Raw genomic sequence first — 21,360 nt, 5'->3', positions numbered from 1 at the left:
TAAATGAATCGGGTGTATAGGCAGGGTGGAGACCCTCTGCTAGGTTAATTAGTCCAAGCTCTTTACGAAAGGCGGGACGGATGTCCGAGCGCCTGGTCGCGGGCGTCGACTCCTCGACCCAGTCGACGAAGGTCGTGCTGTGCCGCGCGGACGACGGCGCCGTGGTGGCGGAGGCGTCCGCACCGCATCCGGACGGCACCGAGTGCCACCCCGGCCACTGGCAGGACGCGCTGTCCCAGGTCCAGGAGCTGCTCGAACGGGCCGACGCGGTCGCGGTCGCCGCCCAGCAGCACGGCATGGTCGCGCTGGACGGCGCGGGCGAGGTCGTCCGCCCCGCCCTGCTGTGGAACGACACCCGCTCGGCGCCGCAGGCCCGCGCACTCGTCGAGGAGTGCGGCGGCGCGAAGGCGTGGGCGGAGCGGACCGGCAGCGTGCCGCTCGCGTCGTTCACCGTGACCAAACTGCGCTGGATGGCCGAACACGAGCCGGAGAACGCGCGGCGCACCGAGCGGGTCATGCTCCCCCACGACTGGCTGACACTGCGGCTGGGCGCGCGCGAACCGGTCACGGACCGCGGTGACGCCTCCGGCACCGGCTACTGGTCCCCCGCGTCCGGCGCCTACCTGCCGGACCTGCTGCGCGCCGCGCTCGGCCACGACGCCGAGACGCCGCGCGTCGCCGCCCCCGGCGAACGCGCCGGCGAGACGGCCTGGGGCGCCGCGCTCGGGCCCGGCACCGGCGACAACATGGGCGCCGCGCTCGGCCTCGGGCTGCGGCCCGGCGACGTCGTCGTGTCGATCGGCACCTCCGGGACGGCGTTCGCGGTCGCGGACGGGCCCGCCGCCGACCCGTCCGGCCTGGTCGCGGGCTTCGCCGACGCGACCGGCCGGTTCCTGCCCCTCGTGTGCACGCTGAACGCCGCGCGGGTCCTGTCGGCCGCCGCCGCGATGACCGGCGCCGCCCTGGACGAGCTGTCCGCCCTCGCCCTGGCCGCCGAGCCCGGTGCCGGAGGCCTGACGCTGCTGCCCTACCTCGACGGCGAACGCACCCCCGACCGCCCGGACGCGACCGGCGTGCTCGCGGGGCTGACCACGGCCAACGCGACGCGGGAGAACGTGGCCCGGGCCGCCGTGGAGGCGCTGCTGTGCTCGCTCACCGACGCCGTCGACCATCTCACCGCACAGGGCGTCCGGCCGCGCCGCACCCTGCTGATCGGCGGCGGCGCCCGGTCCGCGGCCGTCCGCGCGCTCGCCCCGGCGATCTTCGGGACGCCGGTGACCGTCCCCGAACCCGCCGAGTACGTCGCCCTCGGCGCCGCCCGCCAGGCCGCCTGGGCACTCGCCGGGACGCCGGAACCCCCCGAATGGCCCGCACGGCCCTCGACCGAGCACACCAGCGAGCACACCGGGACGGAGGTCCGCGAGCGCTACGCGGCGCTGCGCGACTCCGCCCCGGAGATCTGAGGAGGATTCCCTTGAGCGACTACACACCGGTGCCGGAAGACCGCTTCTCGTTCGGCATCTGGACGGTCGGCTGGCAGGGCGTCGACGTGTTCGGCCCCGGCACCCGCCCGCCGATGCCCGCCGACCGCGCCGTGCGCAAGCTGGCCGAGATCGGCGCCTACGGCGTGAACTTCCACGACAACGACGTGTTCGACTTCGACGCCACGCCCGCCGAACGGCAGGAGAGGATCGACGCGTTCCGCAAGGCGCTCGACGAGACGGGCCTGGTCGTCACCACCGCCACCACCAACCTGTTCGGCCACCCGATCTTCAAGGACGGCGCGTTCACGGCCAACGACCGCGACGTCCGCCGGTTCGCGCTCCGAAAGGTCATGGACAACCTGGACCTCGCGGCCGAGCTCGGCGCCCGCACCTACGTGTGCTGGGGCGGACGGGAGGGCGCCGAGTCGGGCGCCGCCAAGGACGTCCGGGCGGCGCTGGACCGCTACAAGGAGGCGTTCGACGTCCTCGGCGCGTACGTCGCCGACCAGGGCTACGACCTGCGCTTCGCGATCGAGCCGAAGCCGAACGAGCCCCGCGGCGACATCCTGCTGCCCACCATCGGCCACGCCCTCGCGTTCATCCAGACCCTGGAACGCCCCGGCAACGTCGGCCTGAACCCCGAGGTCGGGCACGAGGAGATGGCCGGCCTCAACTACGCGCACGGCCTCGCCCAGGCCCTGTGGCAGGGCAAGCTGTTCCACATCGACCTGAACGGGCAGCACGGCCCCCGCTACGACCAGGACCTCCGCTTCGGAGCCGGCAACACGCGCGGCGCCTTCTGGGTCGTCGACCTGATCGAGAACAGCGACTACAGCGGCCCGATCCACTTCGACTTCAAGCCGCCGCGCACCGAGGACGACGAGGGCGTGTGGGAGTCGGCGGCGGCCTGCATGCGCAACTGGCTGATCCTGCGCGAGAAGGTCCGCGCGTTCCGCGCCGACCCCGACGTCCAGGAGGCCCTGCGCCAGGCCAAGCTGGACGAACTCGCCCAGCCCACCCTGGCCGACGGCGAGGACTGGCGCTCCGTCCGCGACGCCACCGCCGACGCCGAGACCCTCGGCGCCCGCCGCACCGCCTTCGAACACCTCGACCAGCTCGCCCTGGAACACCTCTACGGTGTTGCCCAGGGGTAGCGCCCCCTTGGAACCCCCCGTCGCGAGCCGGTCGATCCTCACGCCACGGTGCGGGTGTGTTGTGACCGTGCGGGTTGGTGGCGTGGCCCTGCGGTCGCCCGGCTCGGCGGGCCGGGCGACCTCCGCTCGCTACGCTCCCTCAGGCCTCACGGCCCGTGGCCGTGGCCGGACTTTCGGCCCCTATGGCGCCGCGAGGGCCTCGGTGGGGGCGAGGCGGGCGGCGCGGAGGGCCGGGTAGAGGCCGGCGACGCCGCCGATGAGCAGTGTGGCGAGGACGCCGCCGGCCATCGCCCACACCGGGACGACGGTGGGCCAGCCCTGCGATACGGCGAAGACTGCGGTGACCACGATGCCGATCGCCACGCCGCCGACGCCGCCGAGCGCGGCGAGCAACTGCGACTCGGTGAGGAACTGCAGCCGGATCTGACCGCGGGTCGCGCCGAGCGAGCGGCGCAGGCCGATCTCGGCGCGGCGTTCCAGGACGGAGATCACCATCGTGTTGGCGACGCCGACGCCGCCGACCAGCAGCGCGACGCCGCCGAGGCCGAGGAGCAGGCCGGTGAACGCCTTGTCGGTGGCGTTCTGGGCGGCCAGCGCGTCCGAGGGGCGGCTGACCTCGACCTCGTTCGGCGCCTGCGGGTTCGCGGTGGCCGCGAGCAGGTCCCGCACCTTCTCCACCGCGTCCTTGCGGGCCCGGGTGTAGACGGTGGTCGGATGGCCGTCGAAACCGAGGTGGGCCGCGGCGGCGTCCCAGCCGACGAGCGCGGCCGAGTCAAGCTCCGGCGCCAGCTGGGTCGGTTCCAGGATGCCGACGACCGTGAACCACTGCGAGCCGAGCCACACCTGGACGTTCGGCGTCGACACCCCGAGCCGCTCGGCCGTCTCCGAGCCGAGCACCACCGCCGGGTACTTCGCCGTGCCCGCGTTCAGCCACGTCCCGGTGGCCATCGTGAGGCCGACGGTCTTCGGCAGGTCGAGACGGGCCGCGAAGACGCTGATCCCGCCGCTCTCGCCCTCCGGGATGTGGTCGTTGCGGTAGACGTTGGTGTCGCTCAGCTTCGCCGTCGCGGACGCCGAGTCCACCTCCGGCATCCGGCTCACCATGCCGACGGACTCCTCCGGCAGCTTCGACTCCTCCCCGAAGAAGTCCCGGCCGGGCCCCACCGTGAGCAGGTTGGTGCCGAGCCGGTCGAGCGTCGCCTGCAGCTGGGCCCGGCTGGACGTCGAGATGCCGACCACGCCGATCATCGCGGCGATGCCGATCGCGATGCCGAGGGCGGACAGGAACACCCGCATCGGGCGGGACCGCAGACCGGCGGCGCCGACCCGCAGCACGTCGCGCGGGCCGAGCCGCGCCGGCCCGTCCCCGGGCGGGGTCGTCGCGTTCACCGTTCCGCCGCTCATCGGGCCCTACCTTTCTGGGGGCGACCCCCAGACCCCCGGGCCCGGCGGCCCGAAGATCCTCGCTTCGTTGCGGTCATCGGGCCGCCTCCAATCGTGCGTCGTCGTGCACGATCCGGCCGTCGCGCATCCGCACCTGCCGGGGCAGCAGCGCGGCGATGTCCCGGTCGTGCGTGATCAGCACGACCGTCGTGCCGCCACCGGACAGCTCGCGCAGCAGGTCCAGCACGCCCGCACCCGACGCCGAGTCCAGCGCGCCGGTCGGCTCGTCCGCCAGCAGCAGCGCGGGCTCCCCGACGACCGCGCGGGCGATCGCCACGCGCTGCTTCTCCCCGCCGGACAGCTGGTGCGGCCGGTGGCCGAGCCGGTGCCCGAGCCCGACGCGCTCCAGGGCGCGGCGCGCCTTGCGGCGCCGCTGGGCGAGCGGCACGCCCCCGTACAGAAGCCCGTCCGCGACGTTGTCGAGCGCGCTGACCCCGGCGGCGAGGTGGAACTGCTGGAACACGAAGCCGATCCGGCGGGCGCGCAGCGCCGACAGGCGCCGGTCCGAGAGCCGCGACACGTCCGTGCCCTCGACCAGCACGGTGCCGGCGCTCGGCCGGTCGAGCGTGCCGATCAGGTGCAGCATCGTCGACTTCCCGGAGCCGGACGGCCCCACGATCGCGACCAGCTCGCGCGCCTCGACGGTCAGCGACACCCCGTCCAGCGCGGTGACCCCTCCCGGATAGGTCTTGGTCGCCTCGCGAAGCTCGACGACCGCGCTCCCGGCCCGCTGCGGTGGGACGACCTCCCACTCCCCTTCCTGCGCTTCGCCGCTCACGAGGGCACCCCGACCTTCATGCCCTCGGACAGCCCCGACCCGGAGATCTCGACCTGGCCGTCGGTGAACACGCCGGTCTCCACCGGCACCGTGCGGACCCGCCCGCCCTCCACGACCTGGACGGCGTAGCCGCCGTCGCCCTGGGCGAGCAGCGCGCCGATCGGCACGGCGAGGACATCGGCGTGCTTGTTCGCGGTGACGTGCACCTCGACGGGCGCCTTGTCGTAGGAGCCGAGCTTCTGCTGGCTCGCCACCGCGATCTCGACCTCGACGGTCGTCGGCTGGTCCTGCTGCCCCTCCTTGGCGACCTTCCCGACCGAAGTGATCCGTCCCTTGACCGTGTCGCCGGACGGCAGCTCGATCTCCACCTCACCGCCCTTCTTCGCGAGCCGCTGGTACTCGACGTCCAGGTCGACGCTCACCACGCGGGTCGTGCCGGTGTAGGTGAGGACGGCGCCGCCGATGCGGTCGCCGACGGTCGCCTTGCGTTCGGCCACGCGGATCCGGCCGGGCGCGACGACCGCCGAGCCCGGCTGGATCCGGCCGGTCTCCGCCAGGCCGAGGTCGTCCTGCCAGCGCTTCACGGCCGCGGTGGTGGAGGCGCTGAACGTCTTGTCGACGGTGAACCCCGTGTAGCCGAGGGCCCGCAGGTTCCGTTCGAGCTGCAGGACGTCGGCGCCCTCCGTCCCTTCGGAGAGCGCCCGGTACAGCGGCAGCCTCCCGTACAGCAGCGGCACCGGCTTGTTGTCGACCCGGTACACCGACCTGCCCCTGGGGATCACCGAGCCCGGCCCCGCCAGCCAGGTGAGGGTGCCGTTCCCGGCTCCGGCGATGGTGTGCGTGTTGCCGTAACCGAGCGTCCCGTCCACGTCCTGGGTCTCGACGAGCGTCGTCCGCTCGATCGCCGCCGTCGCGGGCGGCAGGGAGCTGTGCGCGGCGGCCGGGTCGCCGCCTCCGCCGAGCCCGGCCGTCGCGAGACCCGCGCCGCCGGCCACGATCACACCCGCCGCGCCGAAGACGATCACGCGCGTCCTGGCCACTAGTCGCCGCCGCCGACGGTCGTCGAGGGGCCCTTGCCGCCGTCAGGCGAGTACTTCGAGCACGCCTTCTGCGCGTTCTTGAACCGCTGGCTCCCCGGGTCGATGCCGGTGCCCTTGCCGGCCTGGATCTTGATGCCGCCGTCGGGGTCGGGGTCGGGGAACTCGCTGATGCCGTTGTCGCGCATGCACTTGGACATGGCGCGCATCTTCGCCAGCTCCTCCGGCTTCGGCTTGGGCGGCTTGCCGCCGTTCGGCATCAGGTGCGCGCACTTCTTCTGCGCCGCCTGGATCTTGCCGTCCGTCTTGCCGGGGCCGCCCTTGCCGGGCCCGGCGGACGCATGGATCTCGACCCGGCCGTCCCCGCTCGGGTCCTTCATGTCCACCCCGTTGTCGCGCATGCACTGGGCGAACTTCCGCATCTTCTCCTGGTCGCTGGCCTTCTTGGCGGTACTGCTCGCCCCCGCGCCCTTGCCCTCGGCCCCGCAGCCCTGCAGGCCGAGGGCCAGGACCGGAACCAGCGCCAGCGCCGCGAGCGTCTGTCGTCGCATCGATCGGTCTCCTTGTCGTCCCGCCGGACGGTGCGCCGGCGGCGACCGCAAGTTCAGCCCCGGGCCGGTAACCCCGGCGTAACCGGATCGCGTTATGCCCGCGTTACGCCGCCTCCCCGAAGCTTGGGCAGGACGCGCCGGGCGGCGCGTCCCGGAGACGGCAGAGGACGGAAGACGTGCGGGTACTGATCGCCGAGGACGAGCGGATGCTCGCCGATTCGATCGCCGAGGGGCTCCGGGCCGAGGCCCTCGCCGTGGACGTGGTCTACGACGGGGACGCCGCGCTCGAACGGCTCGGCGTGAACGACTACGACGTGCTCGTCCTGGACCGGGACCTGCCCGTCGTGCACGGCGACGACGTGTGCCGCGCGCTCGTGGAGTCCGGGGCGCTCGTCCGGGTGCTGATGCTGACCGCCGCGGTCACCGTCCCGGCCCGGGTCGACGGGCTGCGCCTCGGCGCGGACGACTACCTGACCAAGCCGTTCGCGTTCGAGGAGCTGGTGGCGCGGATCCTCGCGCTCGGCCGCCGGGCCCGCCCGGCGGCGCCGCCGACGCTGGAGCGCGCCGGGATCCGGCTCGACCCGTCCCGCCAGGAGGTGTTCCGCGACGGCCGGTACGTGCACCTGGCCCGCAAGGAGTTCGGGCTGCTCGCCGAGCTGCTGCGCGCGGACGGGACGATCGTGTCCGCCGAGCGGCTGCTGGAGAAGGTGTGGGACGAGCACACCGACCCGTTCACCAACACCGTCCGGGTCACGCTGATGAAGCTGCGCCGCAAGCTCGGCGATCCCCCGGTCATCGAGACCGTCCCGGGAGTGGGGTACCGGATTCCATGACGACGCACACCACGACGACGCACACCGGCACCACGTGGTTCAACGACCGGCTGCGGCCGACGATCAGAATGCGGCTGACGCTGCTCTACACCGGCCTGTTCGTGTGCGCGGGCATCGTCCTGCTCGGCCTGACGTACCTGCTCGTGCAGAACAACCTGCAGAGGCAGGGCGAACCCGGGAAGGCGGACCAGGTCTTCCAGGCCAACGGGGCCGGCGGGAAGACAGCGGGGCCCGGCGGGCAGGTCGTCGCGCCACCGCCCGGCGAGGCTCCGCAGGTCACCCTCCAGAAGGTCCAGGGTGTGCTGATCAAGGGACGCGAGGACTACCAGCGGGAGACGCTCAACGCGCTGCTCACCCAGGGCGGCATCGCGCTCGGCCTGGTGGGCGCGGCCGGGCTCGGCTTCGGCTGGCTGCTCGCCGACCGGGCGCTGCGGCCCGTCCACGCGATCACCGACACCGCGCGGCGGGTGGCGCGCAGCCACGACCTCACCGAGCGGATCGCCTACGAGGGGCCGCGCGACGACGTCAAAGAGCTGGCCGACACGTTCGACACCATGCTCGGCCGGCTGGCCGGCGCCTTCGACGGGCAGCGCCGGTTCGTCGCGAACGCCTCGCACGAGCTGCGGACCCCTCTCGCGATCAACCGGACGCTCATCGACGTGGCGGTGCGCCGCCCGGACGCCACCGACGACGTCAAGCGGCTCGGTGAGTCGCTGCTGGTCGTCAACGGGCGGCACGAACGGCTCATCGACGGGCTGCTCACCCTCGCCGACACCGGGAACGTCGTGGCCGACGCCGCTCCGCTCGACCTGGCGGACGTCGCCGGGCACGTCCTCCAGCAGGCCGCCCCGGAGGCCAGGGCCCGCGGCGTCGGCACCGACCGGCTGCTGGGCCCGGCGCCCACCTCGGGCGACCCGGTGCTCGTGGAGCGGCTCGTGCAGAACCTCGTCGAGAACGCGATCCGGCACAACCACGACGGCGGAGACCTGCACGTCGCCACCCGGGGCCGCGACGGGTGGGCCGAGGTCGTCGTCACCAACACCGGGCCCGTCGTTCCCGCCTACGAGGTCGAGACGATCTTCGAGCCGTTCCGGCGGCTCGGCAACGACCGGGTGCGCTCCGACCGCGGCTCCGGGCTCGGCCTGTCGATCGTCCGCGCCACGGCGACCGCCCACGGCGGCGGAGTGACCGCGGAGCCGCGCCCGGACGGCGGCCTCGCCGTGACCGTGCGGCTGCCCAGCCGGGTGGACGGCCCGCGGCAGGAGGTCCCCCCGGGGGCGCCTGCCGGAAACGCGGGGCGGATCACGGTAGCGTCGGATCAATGACCAGTGCGCAACTGCTCACCGACGCCTTCGACAGGATCCAGCAGGTTGTCCACGGGGCGGCCGGGGGGCTGCCCGCGCGGCGGCTCGCCGAGCAGCCCGCCGAGAGGGCCAACTCGATCGCGTGGCTCGTCTGGCATCTCACCCGCATCCAGGACGACCACATCGCCGACGCCGCCGGCACCGCCCAGGTCTGGACCGAGGACGGATGGGCCGACCGGTTCGATCTGCCGCTGGATCCGTCCGACACCGGGTACGGCCACAACGCCGCCCAGGTCGCCGCCGTCCAGGTGGAGTCGGCCGATCTGCTGACCGGGTACCACGACGCCGTGCACGACCGGACCGTCCGGTACGTGGCCTCGCTGACCGACGACGACCTGTCCCGGGTCGTCGACCGGGCGTGGGATCCGCCGGTCACGCTGGCCGTCCGGCTGATCAGCGTGGTCTCCGACGATCTGCAGCACGCGGGCCAGGCCGCCTACGTCCGCGGCCTGCTCAAGGGCGCCTGACGGCCGGGCGGCCCGTCCCGGCTGCGGGCGGGCGCGCCGAGGCCGGCGATGAGGCGCGACCACCGGGGGCCGATGCGGTCCAGGTGATGGGCGCGCACGGACCGCAGGGCCGCGTCGCCGAGCCGGTCCCGCAATCCGGGGTCCGCGATCAGCTCGCGGAGCGCCTCGGTCAGGGCGTCCACGTCTCCGGCGGGGACGAGCAGCCCGTCGTGGCCGGATCTGATCAGCTCTGCCGGTCCGGTCGGGCAGTCGAACGACACGACCGGCAGCCCCATGCCCATGGCCTCGATGACGACCATCGGCATGCCCTCGCGGCGCGACGACAGCACGTGGATCGACGCGCGCGCCATCTCCGCGTGCAGGTCTCGGGTGCGGGGGCACAGCTCGACCCGGCCGGTGAGCCCGAGGTCGCCGATGAGCGCGCGGAGCCGGTCCCGGCGCGGCCCGCCGCCGAAGATGCGCAGGGTCCAGTCGGGGTGCTCGGCCGCGATCGGCGCGTAGGCGCGGATGAGCAGGTCGAAGCCCTTGGCGTGGACGAGCCGGCCTGCCGCCAGCACGACCTTGTGCTCGCGCCGGGACGGCCGGCCCGGCAGCGACGGCGCGGCGTTCGGGATCCGGACGACCCGTGCGGCGGAGCCGGCGAGGGCGGCCTCGTAGCCTGCGCGGGCCTCGCCGGTGAGCGTCGCGACGACGGTGAGCCGGCGGTAGGCGCGGACGATCTGCCGCCGGAGGGCGGGCCGGTAGGACCCGAGGTTCATGTGGTCCTGCCCGATCGTGGCGACACCGCCCGGCGCGAGCTCTGCGGCCAGCAGGATCAGCGACGGCCTGGTCGCGACGAGCACGTCGGGCGGCCTGCCGCGCAGCAGGGCGCGGCGCAGGAGGCAGAGGTCGGTCCAGAGGCTCATGTGGCGGAAGGACGCCTCGTCCGCGGGTGTCAGCAGGCTCGGCAGCCTGGCCAGGGCGCGGGCCGCCCGCCCCTTGGCGGCGAAGCGGTCGTCGGCGTAGGTGACCGTGACGCCGTCCGGGATCGCGAAGAACGGTTTCGTGCTCCGCCTCAGGACGCTGACGATCTCGACGTCATGGTCGCGGACCAGGTGGCCGCAGAGGTTCAGGACCGTGCGGATCGTCCCGCCCGTCCCGTGCGCGTTCTGCAGCAGGACCCGGACGCGGAGCCGCTCACCGGGCGGCGGGACGCGCCGCAGCCGCAGCGGGCGCAGTGCCCAGAGCGCCGAACGGCGCAGGACACGGTGTGCCCTGCGCCGGACGCGGCGCCGCATTCGCAGCGGACGCGCTGACTCGTTCACCGGCTCCCCGATCGCAGACGGCCGTCTCCGGCTCGTTCCCCGGGCGGGGCCCGGCGATCGTCACCCGGTGGTCACGGTTCGGTCGAGCGCACTGCCCTTGACCCACCGGTTCCACGACATCTGGTAGTAGCTCGTGCCGTTGAACGGCTCCAGCTTGCGCTTGGTACCCGTGATGATCACGGGGTCGCCGATGTAGGAGAACTTGTAGAACCACTGGGCGTCCTTGGGCGGCGAGTTGACGCACCCGTGGCTGACGTTCTGGTGGCCCTGCGCCCACACGGTGGCGGCCATCGAGTGGATGTACTCGCCGCTGTTGGAGATCCGCACCGCGAACGGGATGACCTCCTTGTAGCCGCCGTTCGCCTTGTCCTTCGGGTCGACGCCCATCCACTCCGACGTCATGATCGCCGGGTTCTCCTTGCCCATGGTCAGGTGGATGCCGCTGGTGGTGAGGTAGGTGTCGACGCCGTTGACGACGCGGCCGCCGCGGCCCGCGCTGATCGGCCAGCTGCGGACCTTCTTGCCGTTCTTCTCGACGACGGCCCGCTTCTTCTTGGTGCTGATGGTGATGATGTGCGAGTCGCCGATGCGGAACCTGCGGCTGAAGTCCGACACGCCGTAGGTCTTCTTGCCCGACTTCACGCCGGCCAGCTTCGCCGTGAACGTCACGTTCTGGTTGGGCTCCCACCAGGTGCCGTTCTTCGTGCGGAAGATCGCCGTGGTGTCGTTCGACCAGTACCAGGCGCCGGTGGCCGGCTTGGCCGACTTGACCTCCAGGGCGCTCTCGACGGCCTTCTTGTCGCCGACCGGGCGGTTGAAGGTCACCTGGATCGGCATGCCGACGCCGACCTTCTCGTTCTTGCCCGGGGTGATGTCCACGATACTCAGCGCGTTCGCCGCCTTCTGCGTGGCGAAGGTGGCGTTGACCGTGGTCGACTTGCCCTTGGGGCTCTTGGCGACCGCCGTGACCTGGTATTTGGCGCCGGGACGCAGCGTCCGCGACTTCCAGCTGGTCTTGTCGGCGGTCATCGCGCCGTCCACCGGCTTGCCCTTGAGGGTGACCGTGACCTGTTCCAGGGTGCCGCCCGCCGCGGTGACGACGACGCCGTTCTCGGGCGCGGCCTTGGTGTTGCCGTTGCCCGGGTTGATCGTCACCTGCGGGACGGTCGCGTCGCCCTTCTCCCCGACGGTCACGCCGGAGTCCTTCTCTCCCCCGCTACAGGCGGTCGTGAGCAGCAGCACGACTCCCGCCATCCCTGCGCCCGCACGAACCCCTGCGGAAACCCTCCGCTGCACCACAACCTCCAGAACCCCGCCGTCTACCACAGCGACATTAGCGACAAAAGTCGACGATCATGCCATGACCCGGGGGTTTGGGGGGCGTCCGAGATCAAAGCGTTGCAAGAGGGCGGTGTGACGATCACTCTCCGTGTCATCGCGCCCGTGACTCAGCGGAGGGCGCTGCCCTCCCGCCACTTGTCGAACGGCAGCTGGAAGACGGACCAGCCGTTGTCCCATTCGACCTCGCGGTCGCTTCCCGTCAGCTTGATCACGTCGCCGCGCTGCATGATGTCGTAGAACCACTTGGCGTTGGCCGGGCTGACGTTCAGGCAGCCGTGGCTGACGTTCGCCGAGCCCTGCGAGCCGAGCGACCAGGGCGCCGAGTGCACGTACTCGCCGCTGTTGGAGAAGCGGACGGCGTAGTTCACGACCGTCTTGTAGTAGCCGGCGTCGCCCTCCTTGCGGCCCGGCGACGTCATCGTGACCGGGTTGCCCTTCTCCATCAGGAGATGGACGCCGCTGGTGGTGGTGAACTCCCGGGTCTGGCCGTTGCCGGCGCTGAACGGGATCGTGCGCAGCTTCTTGCCGTCGCGGGTCACCGTCATGTGGTGATCGCCGATGTCGCCGGTGGTGATCTGCGAGGCGCCGATGGTGAGGTTCGCTCGCGCGTCCTTGGCCCCGTAGACGCCGCCGCCCGCGTTCACTCCGGCCAGGTCCGCCTGGAAGCGGACCGTCTGGTGCGGCTGCCAGTACGTCTTCGTCCGGTAGATGACCTGGTCGGAGCCGACCCAGCGCCACGCGCCCTCCACCGGCTTGTCCGGGGTGACGTGCAGCGTCCGCTCCACGGCCGCCTTGTCGGTGACCGGGCGGTTGAACCGGACGAAGATCGGCATGCCGACGCCGACCTTCTCCCCCGTGAGGTTCGGGGTGACGTCCACGATCGACAGCGTCTCGGACGGCTTCAGCGTGGTGAACGAACTGGTCGCCGTGCGGGTCTTGCCGCCGCCGCTTGCCTGCGCGGTGACCGTGTAGGACGTCCCGGGCGTCAGGGTGCGGCTGGAGCGCCACGTCTTGTGGCCCTCGCCGTACTTGCCGGTGATGGTGGCGCCCGCGCCCTGGACCGTGACGTTCTGCAGCTTCCCGCCGTCGGCCTTGACCTCGATCGTCCCGTCCGGCTTGACCTGGGCGGTCCCGGTGGCCGGCGTGATCGTCACGGTCGTGTCCGACTCGCCCGAGGCGAGCCTGCCCGCGCCCCCGATCGAGCAACCGGTCACGAGCAGCGCCAGCGTGCCCGTGCCGCCGGCCACCACAAGCCCCACCCGACCCTTAGTTGCCACAAAGACCCCCAAGCCCATGAATTCACCTAGTGTCCGGTGAAATTGATTCAAGGATGGAGACGCCCCGAACGGGGCGCGGGTTCGGACGGAACCGAAGATTTGCCGTTCGAGCCGGCGACAGGGCGCCGCTCGGGCAGCCGTCGATGAGCCTCTCAGGCGGCCGACGGAGGGCCGGTCAGGCGGCGGAGCCGGTGGAGGACTGCGGGGCGGGCTCGCGGTTCACGTGGCGCACGACGCGCTTGAAACCCCAGACCGACAGGGCGATGCCGATCCCGCCCAGGCCCGCCACGATGCCGGTGCGGATCCACAGGTACATGCTGATCGACTCGTTGAACAGCATCCAGAGGCTGATGCCCACGTTCGCGAGCAGCACCGCCGACCACAGCAGCGAGATGCGCAGGAAGAACTGGTGGACCCTGGCGTGCTTGTAGAACGCCTCCGGAATCGGCGCCATGTCCTTGGCGAGCTTCATCGCCAGCGGCCGTCCGAGCGGCACCGAGGCGAGGAAGGCCATGCTGACGGCGAGCGTGCCGAGGGTCGGCTGCAGGAAGTAGATGACCGCGCTGTGCGTCGCGGCGGCGAGCCCGGCCCGTACGGTCACACCGACCGCGGCCAACATCAGCATCCCCGACACCGGGTGCCCGCGCATGTACCGGTAGATGATCCCGCCGTACACCCAGGCGACGGCGGCGATGAGCGCGCCGTTCAGGCCGAGGATCATGAGGGCGCCGTAGAAGACCGCGACGGGGGCGATGACCCCCTCCACGAAACGCGGCAGGGCGTGCATGAGCAGCGCCGTCACCCGCGGCAGTTCGAAGACGTGGTGGCCTCCCGCGTGTCCCTTGCCGTCCTGTGGCCTGGGCGCCCGGACCAGTCCGGGCGGTTCCGCGGTCGTGCTCGCCGGTCGTTCCATCGAGCGCTGCGCTCCCCAATCGGTCTGCATGGACTCGGATCTGCTCAAGATTTGCACCACCGTACGTGATGATCCGCACGTTGCCGTCCGTTTTCGAACGATCCGTGACGCGCGGGTTGTTCCCTCCTTAGTTCGGCCGCGGGGGCGGCAAGGTGCGGATCAAGGCCGGATCCGGCCAGAGTCGAACCTTTCGGTCCCGGCCCTCCTCCGCCGGACTTCAGGAGCTTCCCGGCTCGGCCCTGACCTGGGCGTTTCACCCGGATACCCGAGCCCGGACGGGACATGCGTCAGGCTTCGGGAGTCGTGGGCTGGACGTCGCGGGCGGCGGCGTAGATGGCGCGCAGCGTCACCGCCACCGACGGCCGGCGCACGCTCGCGGTCCGGGTGACGGCGTAGACCTCCCGGGCCAGCGTGCACTCGGGGATGCGCCGCACGGCCACGCCCTGGTCGCCGGCGGCGAGCGCCAGCGCGGGGACCGCGGTGATGCCGATGCCCCGCGCCACCAGGCTCAGGATCGTGTGCAGCCCCTCGAACTCCCAGGGGACGGGCCGGGCCCCTCCGACGGTGTCCAGGAGCCGCTCGACGGCCTGCCGGGACGGCTCCCCGGGCGGCGCCGCCATCCACGGCTCCTCCCGGAGCTGCTGCAGGTCGACGGGCCGGTCCGGATGCGACATGGAATGGGTGTCCGGGACGACCAGGACGAGCGGATCGCGGCGCAGATGGAAGAACTCCAGTGCCGCGGGCGACTGGTCGGGGACCTTGCCCGTCCAGTCGTCGATGAGCGCGATGTCGACCTCGCCGTTCTGCACCTGGCGGATGCCGGCCCCCGGCACGGACTGCCGCAGGACGAAGGTGAGCCCGGGGTGGTCGCCGAGGCTCTTCGCCAGCGCGGGCGCGAAGGCGACGGCCGCGGTCGGGAACGCGGTGACCACCACCCGCCCCATGGGGGTGTCGGCCTGGGCGGACAACTCGGCCTCGGCCGTCTCCACGAGTCCGAGGATCTCCTCGGCGCGTTCGGCGAGGCGGCGCCCGGCGTCGGTCAGCTCGGCGCTGCGGGCGGTCCGGTCCAGCAGCGGGATGCGCGCCTCCCGTTCGAGCGCGGCCAGTTGCTGGGAGACCGCGGACGGTGTGTAACCGAGGGCGGCGGCGGTCGCCGCGATGCTTCCGCGGCGGGCGAATTCGGCGAGCAGCCGGAGGCGGCGCAGCTCTAGCATCAGCCCAGCTTACGGTCACCATCGATGAGACTCGCTTGTGATGATGCTGAAAGCGGGCAAGCATTAGGCGAACCCGGCCGGGTCGCACACACGGGGATTCCACGGTCACCCACCGTCTATCTCGCCATGCCCTTTTGGAGTATTCATGCCTGCCCAGAATGTGCCCGCATCCGTCCGGCCGCTGTCGTTCGAACCGCGCCCGGTCCCCCTGTCGGCGACGCTCGCGGTCAACGAGGCCATAGCCCGCAAGCGCAGGCGGGGGGAGCGCGTCCTTCCCCTTGGTTTCGGGGAGGCCGGGATACCCATACATCCGGCGCTCACCCGGGAGCTCTCCGCGGCCGCGGGGCGGGGCGGTTACGGGCCGGTGGCCGGGTCCGCCGCGCTGCGCGCCGCGGCGGCCGGGTACTGGGCGCGGCGGGGGCTGGAGACCGATCCGTCCATGGTGGTCGCCGGTCCCGGCAGCAAGCCGCTGCTGTTCGCGTTGCTGACCGCGCTGGGGGGTGACGTCGTCGTCGCGGCCCCGAGCTGGGTGAGCTACGCGGCGCAGGCGTCGCTGGCGGGCGTGGAGCCGATCCGGGTCGCCACCCCACCGGGCGAGGGCGGCGTTCCAAGCCCGGCGCTGCTGGCCGACGTCGTCGTGCGGGCCCGCGCCCGGGGCCGCGACGTCCGCGCCGTGGTGGTGACGCTGCCCGACAACCCGACGGGGACGATCGCGTCCGAGGACACCGTCCGGCGGCTGTGCGCGGTGGCGCGCGAGCAGGACCTGGTCGTCATCTCGGACGAGATCTACCGGGACCTGGTGCACACGCCCGGGAGAACGGTGCCGGCCCCCGCGCGGTACGCGCCCGAGAGGACCGTCGTGACCACCGCGCTGAGCAAGAGCCTGGCGGCCGGGGGCTGGCGGCTCGGCGTGGCGCGGCTGCCGGACGGGCCGTTCGGCCGTGCGCTGCGCGACAGCGTGCTCGGGGTGGCGAGCGAGATCTGGTCCAGTGCCCCGGCCCCGATGCAGCACGCCGCCGCGTACGCGTTCGCCGAGCCGCCCGAGCTCGTCGAGCACATCGACCGCAGCAGAAGGCTGCACGCCGCGGTCACCGGCGCGGTCGCCGACCGGTTCGCCGCCGCGGGCGCGCGGGTCACGCGGCCGGAAGCGGCCTTCTACGTCTACCCGGACTTCGGCCCGATGCGGGACGTGCTGGAGGTCGCCCACGGCGTCCGCACGGCCGCCGACCTCACGCACCTGCTTTTGGAACGTTACGGAGTCGGCGTGCTGCCGGGCAGCTCCTTCGGGGACGCCCCGGCGGCCCTTCGCATGCGGGTGGCGCCGAGCCTTCTCTATGGGGAGACCGACGAGCATCGCCTGGCGGCCCTGGCGGCTCCGGCACCGGCATCGCTGCCGTGGATCGCCGACGCTCTGGACCGGCTCGGCGAGGTGCTCGGCGACCTTTCCGCCACCGTCACGATGGGTGAGCCCGCGATCGCTTAAGGCGACCGCGGAACCGCGGGCCGTCCGGTCGCCGGACGGCCCGCGGTCCGCTGTGTGAAGCGCCGGACGCACACCGTCACAGGCGCCCGGACCGGCCGCTTCAGGGATCGCCGTCCGGCCCGACCGGCGCGTATAAGCGTGGTGTAAGGTCCAACGACGCACGGGGCGAACGTCACCGAACGACCCGCGGCAGGCCAAGGGACGTCCTGTCCGCCCTGCCCGTGGTAAACCCAGGATGAGCGCGAGTCACGCAGGTGATGGAAGAAGGCGAGGGGGCCCGCCATGAGGCATGCACGGGACGGGGCTGCCGCGGCGATGAACGCCGCCTCCAGGATTCTGGTCGCGCGAGGCAAGAACGAGCCCCAGGAGATGGAGAACCCCGACGTCGCATGGGGGCAGCGGGCCCGTGACGGGGTGTGGGTGCCGACCAGGGACGGCCAGCGGATCCACCTCGGCATCGACGTCGCGGCCGCCGACACGGTCGCGCAGGTCCTGCGTCCCAGCCTCCGGGTGTTCGTCGGCGTGGACGTCGACACCGACATCGTCGCCCAGACCACGGCCGGCGGGGTGCGGCTGCTCACGGTGATCCACGGTCCCGACGCCCCCACGGAGTTCCGGTTCTCCGTCTCCCTCGCCGACGGCCTGACACTGGAGTCGATGCCGTCCGGCGGCTACGACGTCGTCCACCTGCGGTACGGCGCCACCGTCGGGCGGCTGTACAACCCGTGGGCGAGCGACGCGATGTTCCGGCAGGTGAAGGCGGACTACGCGCTGGAGGGCTCGGCGGTCACGATGCGCGTCCAGCACACCGACGCGTACTACCCGGTGGTCGCCGACCCGCACTACGAGCGCTGACCGGCCGGATCAGGCCTCCGGCGTGCCAGCGTGTCCTGGCGGGGTGGGCATGGACGTGCGCGATCGGCGTCATATGGTGGGGGCGACGGGCCGCGTTCCGGCCCCGGCACCGCCGCCGGACACCCGACCGCCCCGGTCCCCCGAGACTGGAGTCCCTGTGATCTTCACCCATGACACCGAGCACGCGCTCACCGTCGTCGTCGACCTGATCAACACGGGCGCGGCGGCGTCCGGCGCGGAGGAGCTCGGCGGCCTGCCCGGCCTGCGCGCGTTCGTGGACCGCAACGCCTTCAGCGACGTGGGCGAGCTCTCGGCGGCCGACCTCGCCCGGGTACTGGACCTGCGCGACCGGTTCCACGCGGTGTTCCGCTCCGGGGACGTCCCGTCCGCCGTCCGGCGGATCAACGAGATCGTCGGTGAGGTCCGCACCACGCCGCATCTGACCGATCACGACGACTACGACTGGCACGTGCACTTCTTCGCGCCCGGCGCGCCTCTCGGCGAGCACCTGGCCGCCGACTGCGGCATGGCGCTGGCGTACGTGGTGGCCGCCGGCGAGCTGGACCGGCTGCGCACCTGCGAGGCGCCGGACTGCTCCCGCGTGCTGGTGGACCTGTCGCGCAACCGATGCCGCCGCTACTGCGACAGCCGGACATGCGGCAACCGCATGCACGTCGCCGCCTACCGCGCCCGCCAGCGCGAAGCCGCCCACTGATCCCGGGCCGCCGCGAAGCGCGCCGCTCGGCCCCGGCGAGCGAACCAGAAGGGAATTCGGTTCAAAGGGCGCCCTCTCTCGTCATCGCCGTGGCCTGGTCGGTAATCTCATATTTCACGCTCGTTGCGGGTTAGGCCCGTGGTGGGCCCCGTCGGACCTATTTCAGCCATGGAGGATCCGCTGTCCAGGCGAGCACTCATCACCGGCATCACCGGACAGGACGGCTCGTATCTGGCCGAGCATCTGCTTGCGCTGGGGTACGAGGTCTGGGGCCTGGTGCGGGGGCAGGCGAACCCCCATGTGTCGCGGTTGCGCAAGCACATCGGCGACGTGCAGATCACCACCGGGGACCTGCTGGACCAGGGCAGCCTGATCTCGGCGGTGGAGCGGGTCCAGCCCGACGAGGTCTACAACCTGGGCGCGATCTCCTACGTGCCGATGTCGTGGCAGCAGGCCGAGCTGACCGCCGAGGTCACCGGGATGGGCGTGCTGCGGGTGCTGGAGGCGATCCGGGTGGTGTCGGGCATCAGCCCGTCCCGGACGCCGGGCCGCGAGCAGATCCGGTTCTACCAGGCGTCGTCCTCGGAGATGTTCGGGATGGTCCGGGAGACGCCGCAGAACGAGAAGACGCCGTTCCACCCGCGCAGCCCGTACGGGGTGGCGAAGAGCTACGGGCACTACATCACGCAGAACTACCGCGAGTCCTACGGGATGTTCGCGGTGAGCGGGATCCTGTTCAACCACGAGTCGCCGCGCAGGGGCGCCGAGTTCGTGACGAGGAAGGTGTCGCTGGGGGCCGCGCGGATCAAGCTGGGCCTGGCCACCGAGCTGCGGCTCGGCAACCTCGACGCCCGGCGCGACTGGGGCTTCGCGGGCGACTACGCCCGCGCGATGCGGATGATGCTGGCGCAGGACGCCCCCGAGGACTACGTCATCGGAACGGGCCAGACCCAGTCGGTGCGGGAGCTGGTGGAGTTCGCGTTCCGTACCGCCGGCCTGAACTGGCAGGACCACGTCGTCCTGGACGAGAAGTACACGCGCCCGGCCGAGGTCGACCTGCTGTGCGCGGACCCGAAGAAGGCCCGCGAGCAGCTCGGCTGGGAGCCCGAGGTGACGTTCGAGGACCTGGTCACGATGATGGTCGAGTCGGACCTGCGGCTGCTGTCGGAGTCCGCGCGTCCCGAGGACGAGCCCTTCAGCCCCGACCACTGGTGATCCTCCCACCGGCGCCGTGGCACGATGCAAGCATGGCCACTTGTGAGCACGTGCAGACCGTCCCCGTGGAGGACCCTTCCCCGAACACCCCGCAGGGGTGCCAGGAGTGCCTGGAAGAGGGCACCCGGTGGGTTCATCTGCGCCTTTGTCTCGGCTGCGGGCACGTGGGCTGCTGCGACTCCTCCCCGATGCGGCACGCGAGCGCGCATTTCCAGAAGGAGGGGCACCCGATCGTCCGGTCGTTCGAGCCGGGCGAGGACTGGCGCTGGTGTTTCGTCGATGAACTGATCGTCTGATGCCCGACGTCCGCCTGCGCAGCGGCCCCGGACGCTGGATCCTGCTGGCGACGGTGCTCGGGTCGAGCGTGGCGATGCTCGACGCCACGGTCGTGAACGTGGCGCTCCCGAAGCTGGCCCGCGACCTGAACGCCGACATGGCCGACCTCCAGTGGACGGTGAACGCCTACACGCTGACCCTCGCCGGATTCATCCTGCTCGGCGGCTCGCTCGGGGACCGGTTCGGGCGGCGCCGGATCTTCCTCGTCGGCGTGGTGTGGTTCGCGGTCGCGTCGGTGCTGTGCGGCGCCGCGCCGAACACCGAGATGCTGATCGTGTCGCGGGCGCTGCAGGGCGTTGGCGGGGCGCTGCTCACCCCGGGATCACTGGCGATCATCCAGGCGTCCTTCGCGCCCGACGACCGGCCCCGCGCGGTCGGCGCCTGGTCGGGCCTCGGCGGCGTCGCGGGCGCGATCGGCCCGTTCGCGGGCGGCTGGCTGGTGGAGGCGGCCGGGTGGCGGTGGGTGTTCCTGCTGAACGTGCCGCTCGCCGCGGTGGTCGTGCTGGTGGCGGTCCGGCATGTCCCGGAGAGCGTCGACCCGCAGGCCCACGGGCGCTTCGACGTGCTCGGCGCGGCGCTGGCGGCGCTGGCGCTGGCGGGGACGACGTACGCGCTCACCGAGGCGCCGGGCGGCGGCGCCCCGCCGATCATCGTCGCCACGGCCGCCGGGGGCGTCGCCGCGGCCGTCGCGTTCGTGGTCGTCGAGCGGGCACGCGGCAGAAGCCGGCACCTGCCGGGCAAGCGGCCCGGACGGGAGACTCCGCAGCCGATGCTGCCGCTGGACGTGTTCGCCTCCCGGCAGTTCTCCGCCGTCAACGTCGTCACCTTCATCATGTACGGCGCGATGGGCGTGCTGTTCTTCCTGTTCGTCCTGAACCTGCAGGTCGTCAGCGGATTCTCGCCGATCGCGGCGGGGACGGCGCTGCTCCCGGTCACCGTGCTGATGCTGCTGCTGTCGGCGCGGGCGGGCGCGCTCGCGCAGAAGATCGGACCGCGGCTGCCGATGACCGTGGGCCTGCTGGTCGCGGCCGCCGGGATGCTGCTCGTCGGCCGGATCGACGAAGGCTCCTCCTACGTCCGGGACGTGCTGCCGGCCGTGGTGGTGTTCGGGCTGGGGCTGGCGGCCGTGGTCGCACCGCTCACCGCGACCGTCCTCGCCACCGCCGACGAGCGCCACGCGGGCGTCGCCAGCGGCGTCAACAACGCGGTCGCGCGGGCCGCGGGGCTGCTCGCGGTGGCGGCGATCCCGCCGCTGACCGGGCTCACGGGCGACGCCTTCGACGATCCGGACGCCTTCTCGCACGGGTTCCGGCTCGCGATGGTGACGTGCGCGGTCCTCCTGGTGGCCGGGGCCGTGCTGAGCTTCGTCACCGTCTCCGGCGACGCGCTGCGGACGCCGGCCGGCGAGGCGGTCGAGCCGGAATGCAGGAGGCACTGCGGTGTCGGCGCACCGCAACTGCAGCCCGAGCGGGAGACCGTCCCGTCCGCCGAGCCCGCCGGTGGCGCGGCGCCCGGGACCAAGGCCTGATCATCGGCCGGGCGGGCCGATTGCCGGGTCCGGATCCGGCTATGTCCAGGACCGCAGCGGTTCGTTGG

The 21,360-nt window shown here is 72.4% G+C and carries 20 protein-coding genes; 11 read left to right on the top strand and 9 right to left on the bottom strand.

Features of this window, described 5'->3' with window-relative positions:
- Positions 1–80: 80 nt before the first annotated feature.
- Together xylB and xylA are read left to right on the top strand one after the other, a co-directional pair.
- Positions 81–1,463 (top strand): xylulokinase, encoded by a 1,383-nt coding sequence (xylB, locus tag ACQPXG_RS20310; protein ID WP_433469261.1) that lies wholly within the window; start codon positions 81–83, stop codon positions 1,461–1,463.
- An 11-nt stretch (positions 1,464–1,474) separates the two neighbouring features.
- Positions 1,475–2,638, top strand: a complete 1,164-nt coding sequence (gene xylA, locus ACQPXG_RS20305) for a xylose isomerase (RefSeq protein ID WP_433469260.1) — start codon at positions 1,475–1,477, stop codon at positions 2,636–2,638.
- 180 nt (positions 2,639–2,818) lie between these two features.
- Here xylA and ACQPXG_RS20300 read toward each other — a convergent pair whose 3' ends face one another.
- The 4 genes from ACQPXG_RS20300 to ACQPXG_RS20285 all read right to left on the bottom strand — a co-directional run bounded on the left by ACQPXG_RS20300 (position 2,819) and on the right by ACQPXG_RS20285 (position 6,447).
- Positions 2,819–4,042 carry an ABC transporter permease gene (locus ACQPXG_RS20300; RefSeq protein ID WP_433469259.1) on the bottom strand — a complete coding sequence of 408 codons (1,224 nt, stop codon included), beginning with the start codon at positions 4,040–4,042 and terminating at the stop codon, positions 2,819–2,821.
- A gap of 73 nt (positions 4,043–4,115) precedes the next feature.
- Positions 4,116–4,745 carry an ABC transporter ATP-binding protein gene (locus ACQPXG_RS20295; protein ID WP_433470014.1) on the bottom strand — a complete coding sequence of 210 codons (630 nt, stop codon included), beginning with the start codon at positions 4,743–4,745 and terminating at the stop codon, positions 4,116–4,118.
- Between the two features lie 110 nt (positions 4,746–4,855).
- A complete protein-coding gene (locus ACQPXG_RS20290; RefSeq protein ID WP_433469258.1) occupies positions 4,856–5,884 on the bottom strand; it encodes an efflux RND transporter periplasmic adaptor subunit in 1,029 nt (342 codons plus the stop codon).
- Between the two features lie 14 nt (positions 5,885–5,898).
- Positions 5,899–6,447 carry a hypothetical protein gene (locus tag ACQPXG_RS20285; protein WP_433469257.1) on the bottom strand — a complete coding sequence of 183 codons (549 nt, stop codon included), beginning with the start codon at positions 6,445–6,447 and terminating at the stop codon, positions 5,899–5,901.
- Between the two features lie 176 nt (positions 6,448–6,623).
- On the opposite strand from ACQPXG_RS20285, the gene ACQPXG_RS20280 reads away from it, so the two are divergent.
- Genes ACQPXG_RS20280 through ACQPXG_RS20270 form a run of 3 tightly spaced genes read left to right on the top strand, consistent with a single transcriptional unit; the run spans position 6,624 to position 9,111 of the window.
- A complete protein-coding gene (locus ACQPXG_RS20280; protein ID WP_433469256.1) occupies positions 6,624–7,280 on the top strand; it encodes a response regulator transcription factor in 657 nt (218 codons plus the stop codon).
- Entirely contained in the window at positions 7,277–8,605 is a 1,329-nt protein-coding gene (locus tag ACQPXG_RS20275) for a sensor histidine kinase (RefSeq protein ID WP_433469255.1), read from the top strand. The genes ACQPXG_RS20280 and ACQPXG_RS20275 overlap by 4 nt, the downstream gene beginning before the upstream one ends.
- Positions 8,602–9,111, top strand: coding sequence for a mycothiol transferase (locus ACQPXG_RS20270; RefSeq protein ID WP_433469254.1), 510 nt, complete (start codon positions 8,602–8,604; stop codon positions 9,109–9,111). Before ACQPXG_RS20275 ends, ACQPXG_RS20270 begins: the two co-directional genes overlap by 4 nt.
- Here ACQPXG_RS20270 and ACQPXG_RS20265 read toward each other — a convergent pair.
- The 5 genes from ACQPXG_RS20265 to ACQPXG_RS20245 all read right to left on the bottom strand — a co-directional run bounded on the left by ACQPXG_RS20265 (position 9,081) and on the right by ACQPXG_RS20245 (position 15,160).
- Positions 9,081–10,415, bottom strand: a complete 1,335-nt coding sequence (locus ACQPXG_RS20265; protein ID WP_433469253.1) for a glycosyltransferase family 4 protein — start codon at positions 10,413–10,415, stop codon at positions 9,081–9,083. The genes ACQPXG_RS20270 and ACQPXG_RS20265 overlap by 31 nt on opposite strands.
- Before the next feature lie 60 nt (positions 10,416–10,475).
- Positions 10,476–11,669, bottom strand: coding sequence for an Ig-like domain-containing protein (locus ACQPXG_RS20260; protein WP_433469252.1), 1,194 nt, complete (start codon positions 11,667–11,669; stop codon positions 10,476–10,478).
- A gap of 194 nt (positions 11,670–11,863) precedes the next feature.
- The gene (locus ACQPXG_RS20255) at positions 11,864–13,015 is read right to left on the bottom strand and encodes an Ig-like domain-containing protein (protein WP_433469251.1); all 1,152 of its coding nucleotides are present in this window, start codon (positions 13,013–13,015) and stop codon (positions 11,864–11,866) included.
- A gap of 193 nt (positions 13,016–13,208) precedes the next feature.
- A complete protein-coding gene (locus ACQPXG_RS20250; RefSeq protein ID WP_433469250.1) occupies positions 13,209–13,994 on the bottom strand; it encodes a VC0807 family protein in 786 nt (261 codons plus the stop codon).
- A 239-nt stretch (positions 13,995–14,233) separates the two neighbouring features.
- Entirely contained in the window at positions 14,234–15,160 is a 927-nt protein-coding gene (locus ACQPXG_RS20245) for a LysR family transcriptional regulator (RefSeq protein WP_433469249.1), read from the bottom strand.
- 145 nt (positions 15,161–15,305) lie between these two features.
- Here ACQPXG_RS20245 and ACQPXG_RS20240 point away from each other — a divergent pair, with 145 nt between their 5' ends.
- The 6 genes from ACQPXG_RS20240 to ACQPXG_RS20215 all read left to right on the top strand — a co-directional run bounded on the left by ACQPXG_RS20240 (position 15,306) and on the right by ACQPXG_RS20215 (position 21,292).
- Entirely contained in the window at positions 15,306–16,643 is a 1,338-nt protein-coding gene (locus tag ACQPXG_RS20240) for a pyridoxal phosphate-dependent aminotransferase (RefSeq protein WP_433469248.1), read from the top strand.
- Positions 16,644–16,925: 282 nt separating this feature from the next.
- Positions 16,926–17,498, top strand: coding sequence for a hypothetical protein (locus ACQPXG_RS20235; protein ID WP_433469247.1), 573 nt, complete (start codon positions 16,926–16,928; stop codon positions 17,496–17,498).
- 157 nt (positions 17,499–17,655) lie between these two features.
- Entirely contained in the window at positions 17,656–18,213 is a 558-nt protein-coding gene (locus ACQPXG_RS20230) for a CGNR zinc finger domain-containing protein (RefSeq protein ID WP_433469246.1), read from the top strand.
- Between the two features lie 180 nt (positions 18,214–18,393).
- Positions 18,394–19,428 (top strand): GDP-mannose 4,6-dehydratase, encoded by a 1,035-nt coding sequence (locus tag ACQPXG_RS20225; RefSeq protein ID WP_433470013.1) that lies wholly within the window; start codon positions 18,394–18,396, stop codon positions 19,426–19,428.
- Between the two features lie 32 nt (positions 19,429–19,460).
- Positions 19,461–19,724: a ubiquitin carboxyl-terminal hydrolase 14 gene (locus tag ACQPXG_RS20220; protein ID WP_433469245.1), complete on the top strand. Its 264-nt coding sequence runs from the start codon at positions 19,461–19,463 to the stop codon at positions 19,722–19,724.
- Complete coding sequence (locus ACQPXG_RS20215; RefSeq protein WP_433469244.1) at positions 19,724–21,292, top strand: MFS transporter; 1,569 nt, start codon at positions 19,724–19,726, stop codon at positions 21,290–21,292. The genes ACQPXG_RS20220 and ACQPXG_RS20215 overlap by 1 nt, the downstream gene beginning before the upstream one ends.
- Positions 21,293–21,360: the final 68 nt, after the last annotated feature.

The organism is Spirillospora sp. CA-128828 (genome assembly GCF_050945415.1).
Taxonomy (GTDB): domain Bacteria; phylum Actinomycetota; class Actinomycetes; order Streptosporangiales; family Streptosporangiaceae; genus Spirillospora.
This window is presented reverse-complemented; position numbering and strand designations above follow the sequence as displayed.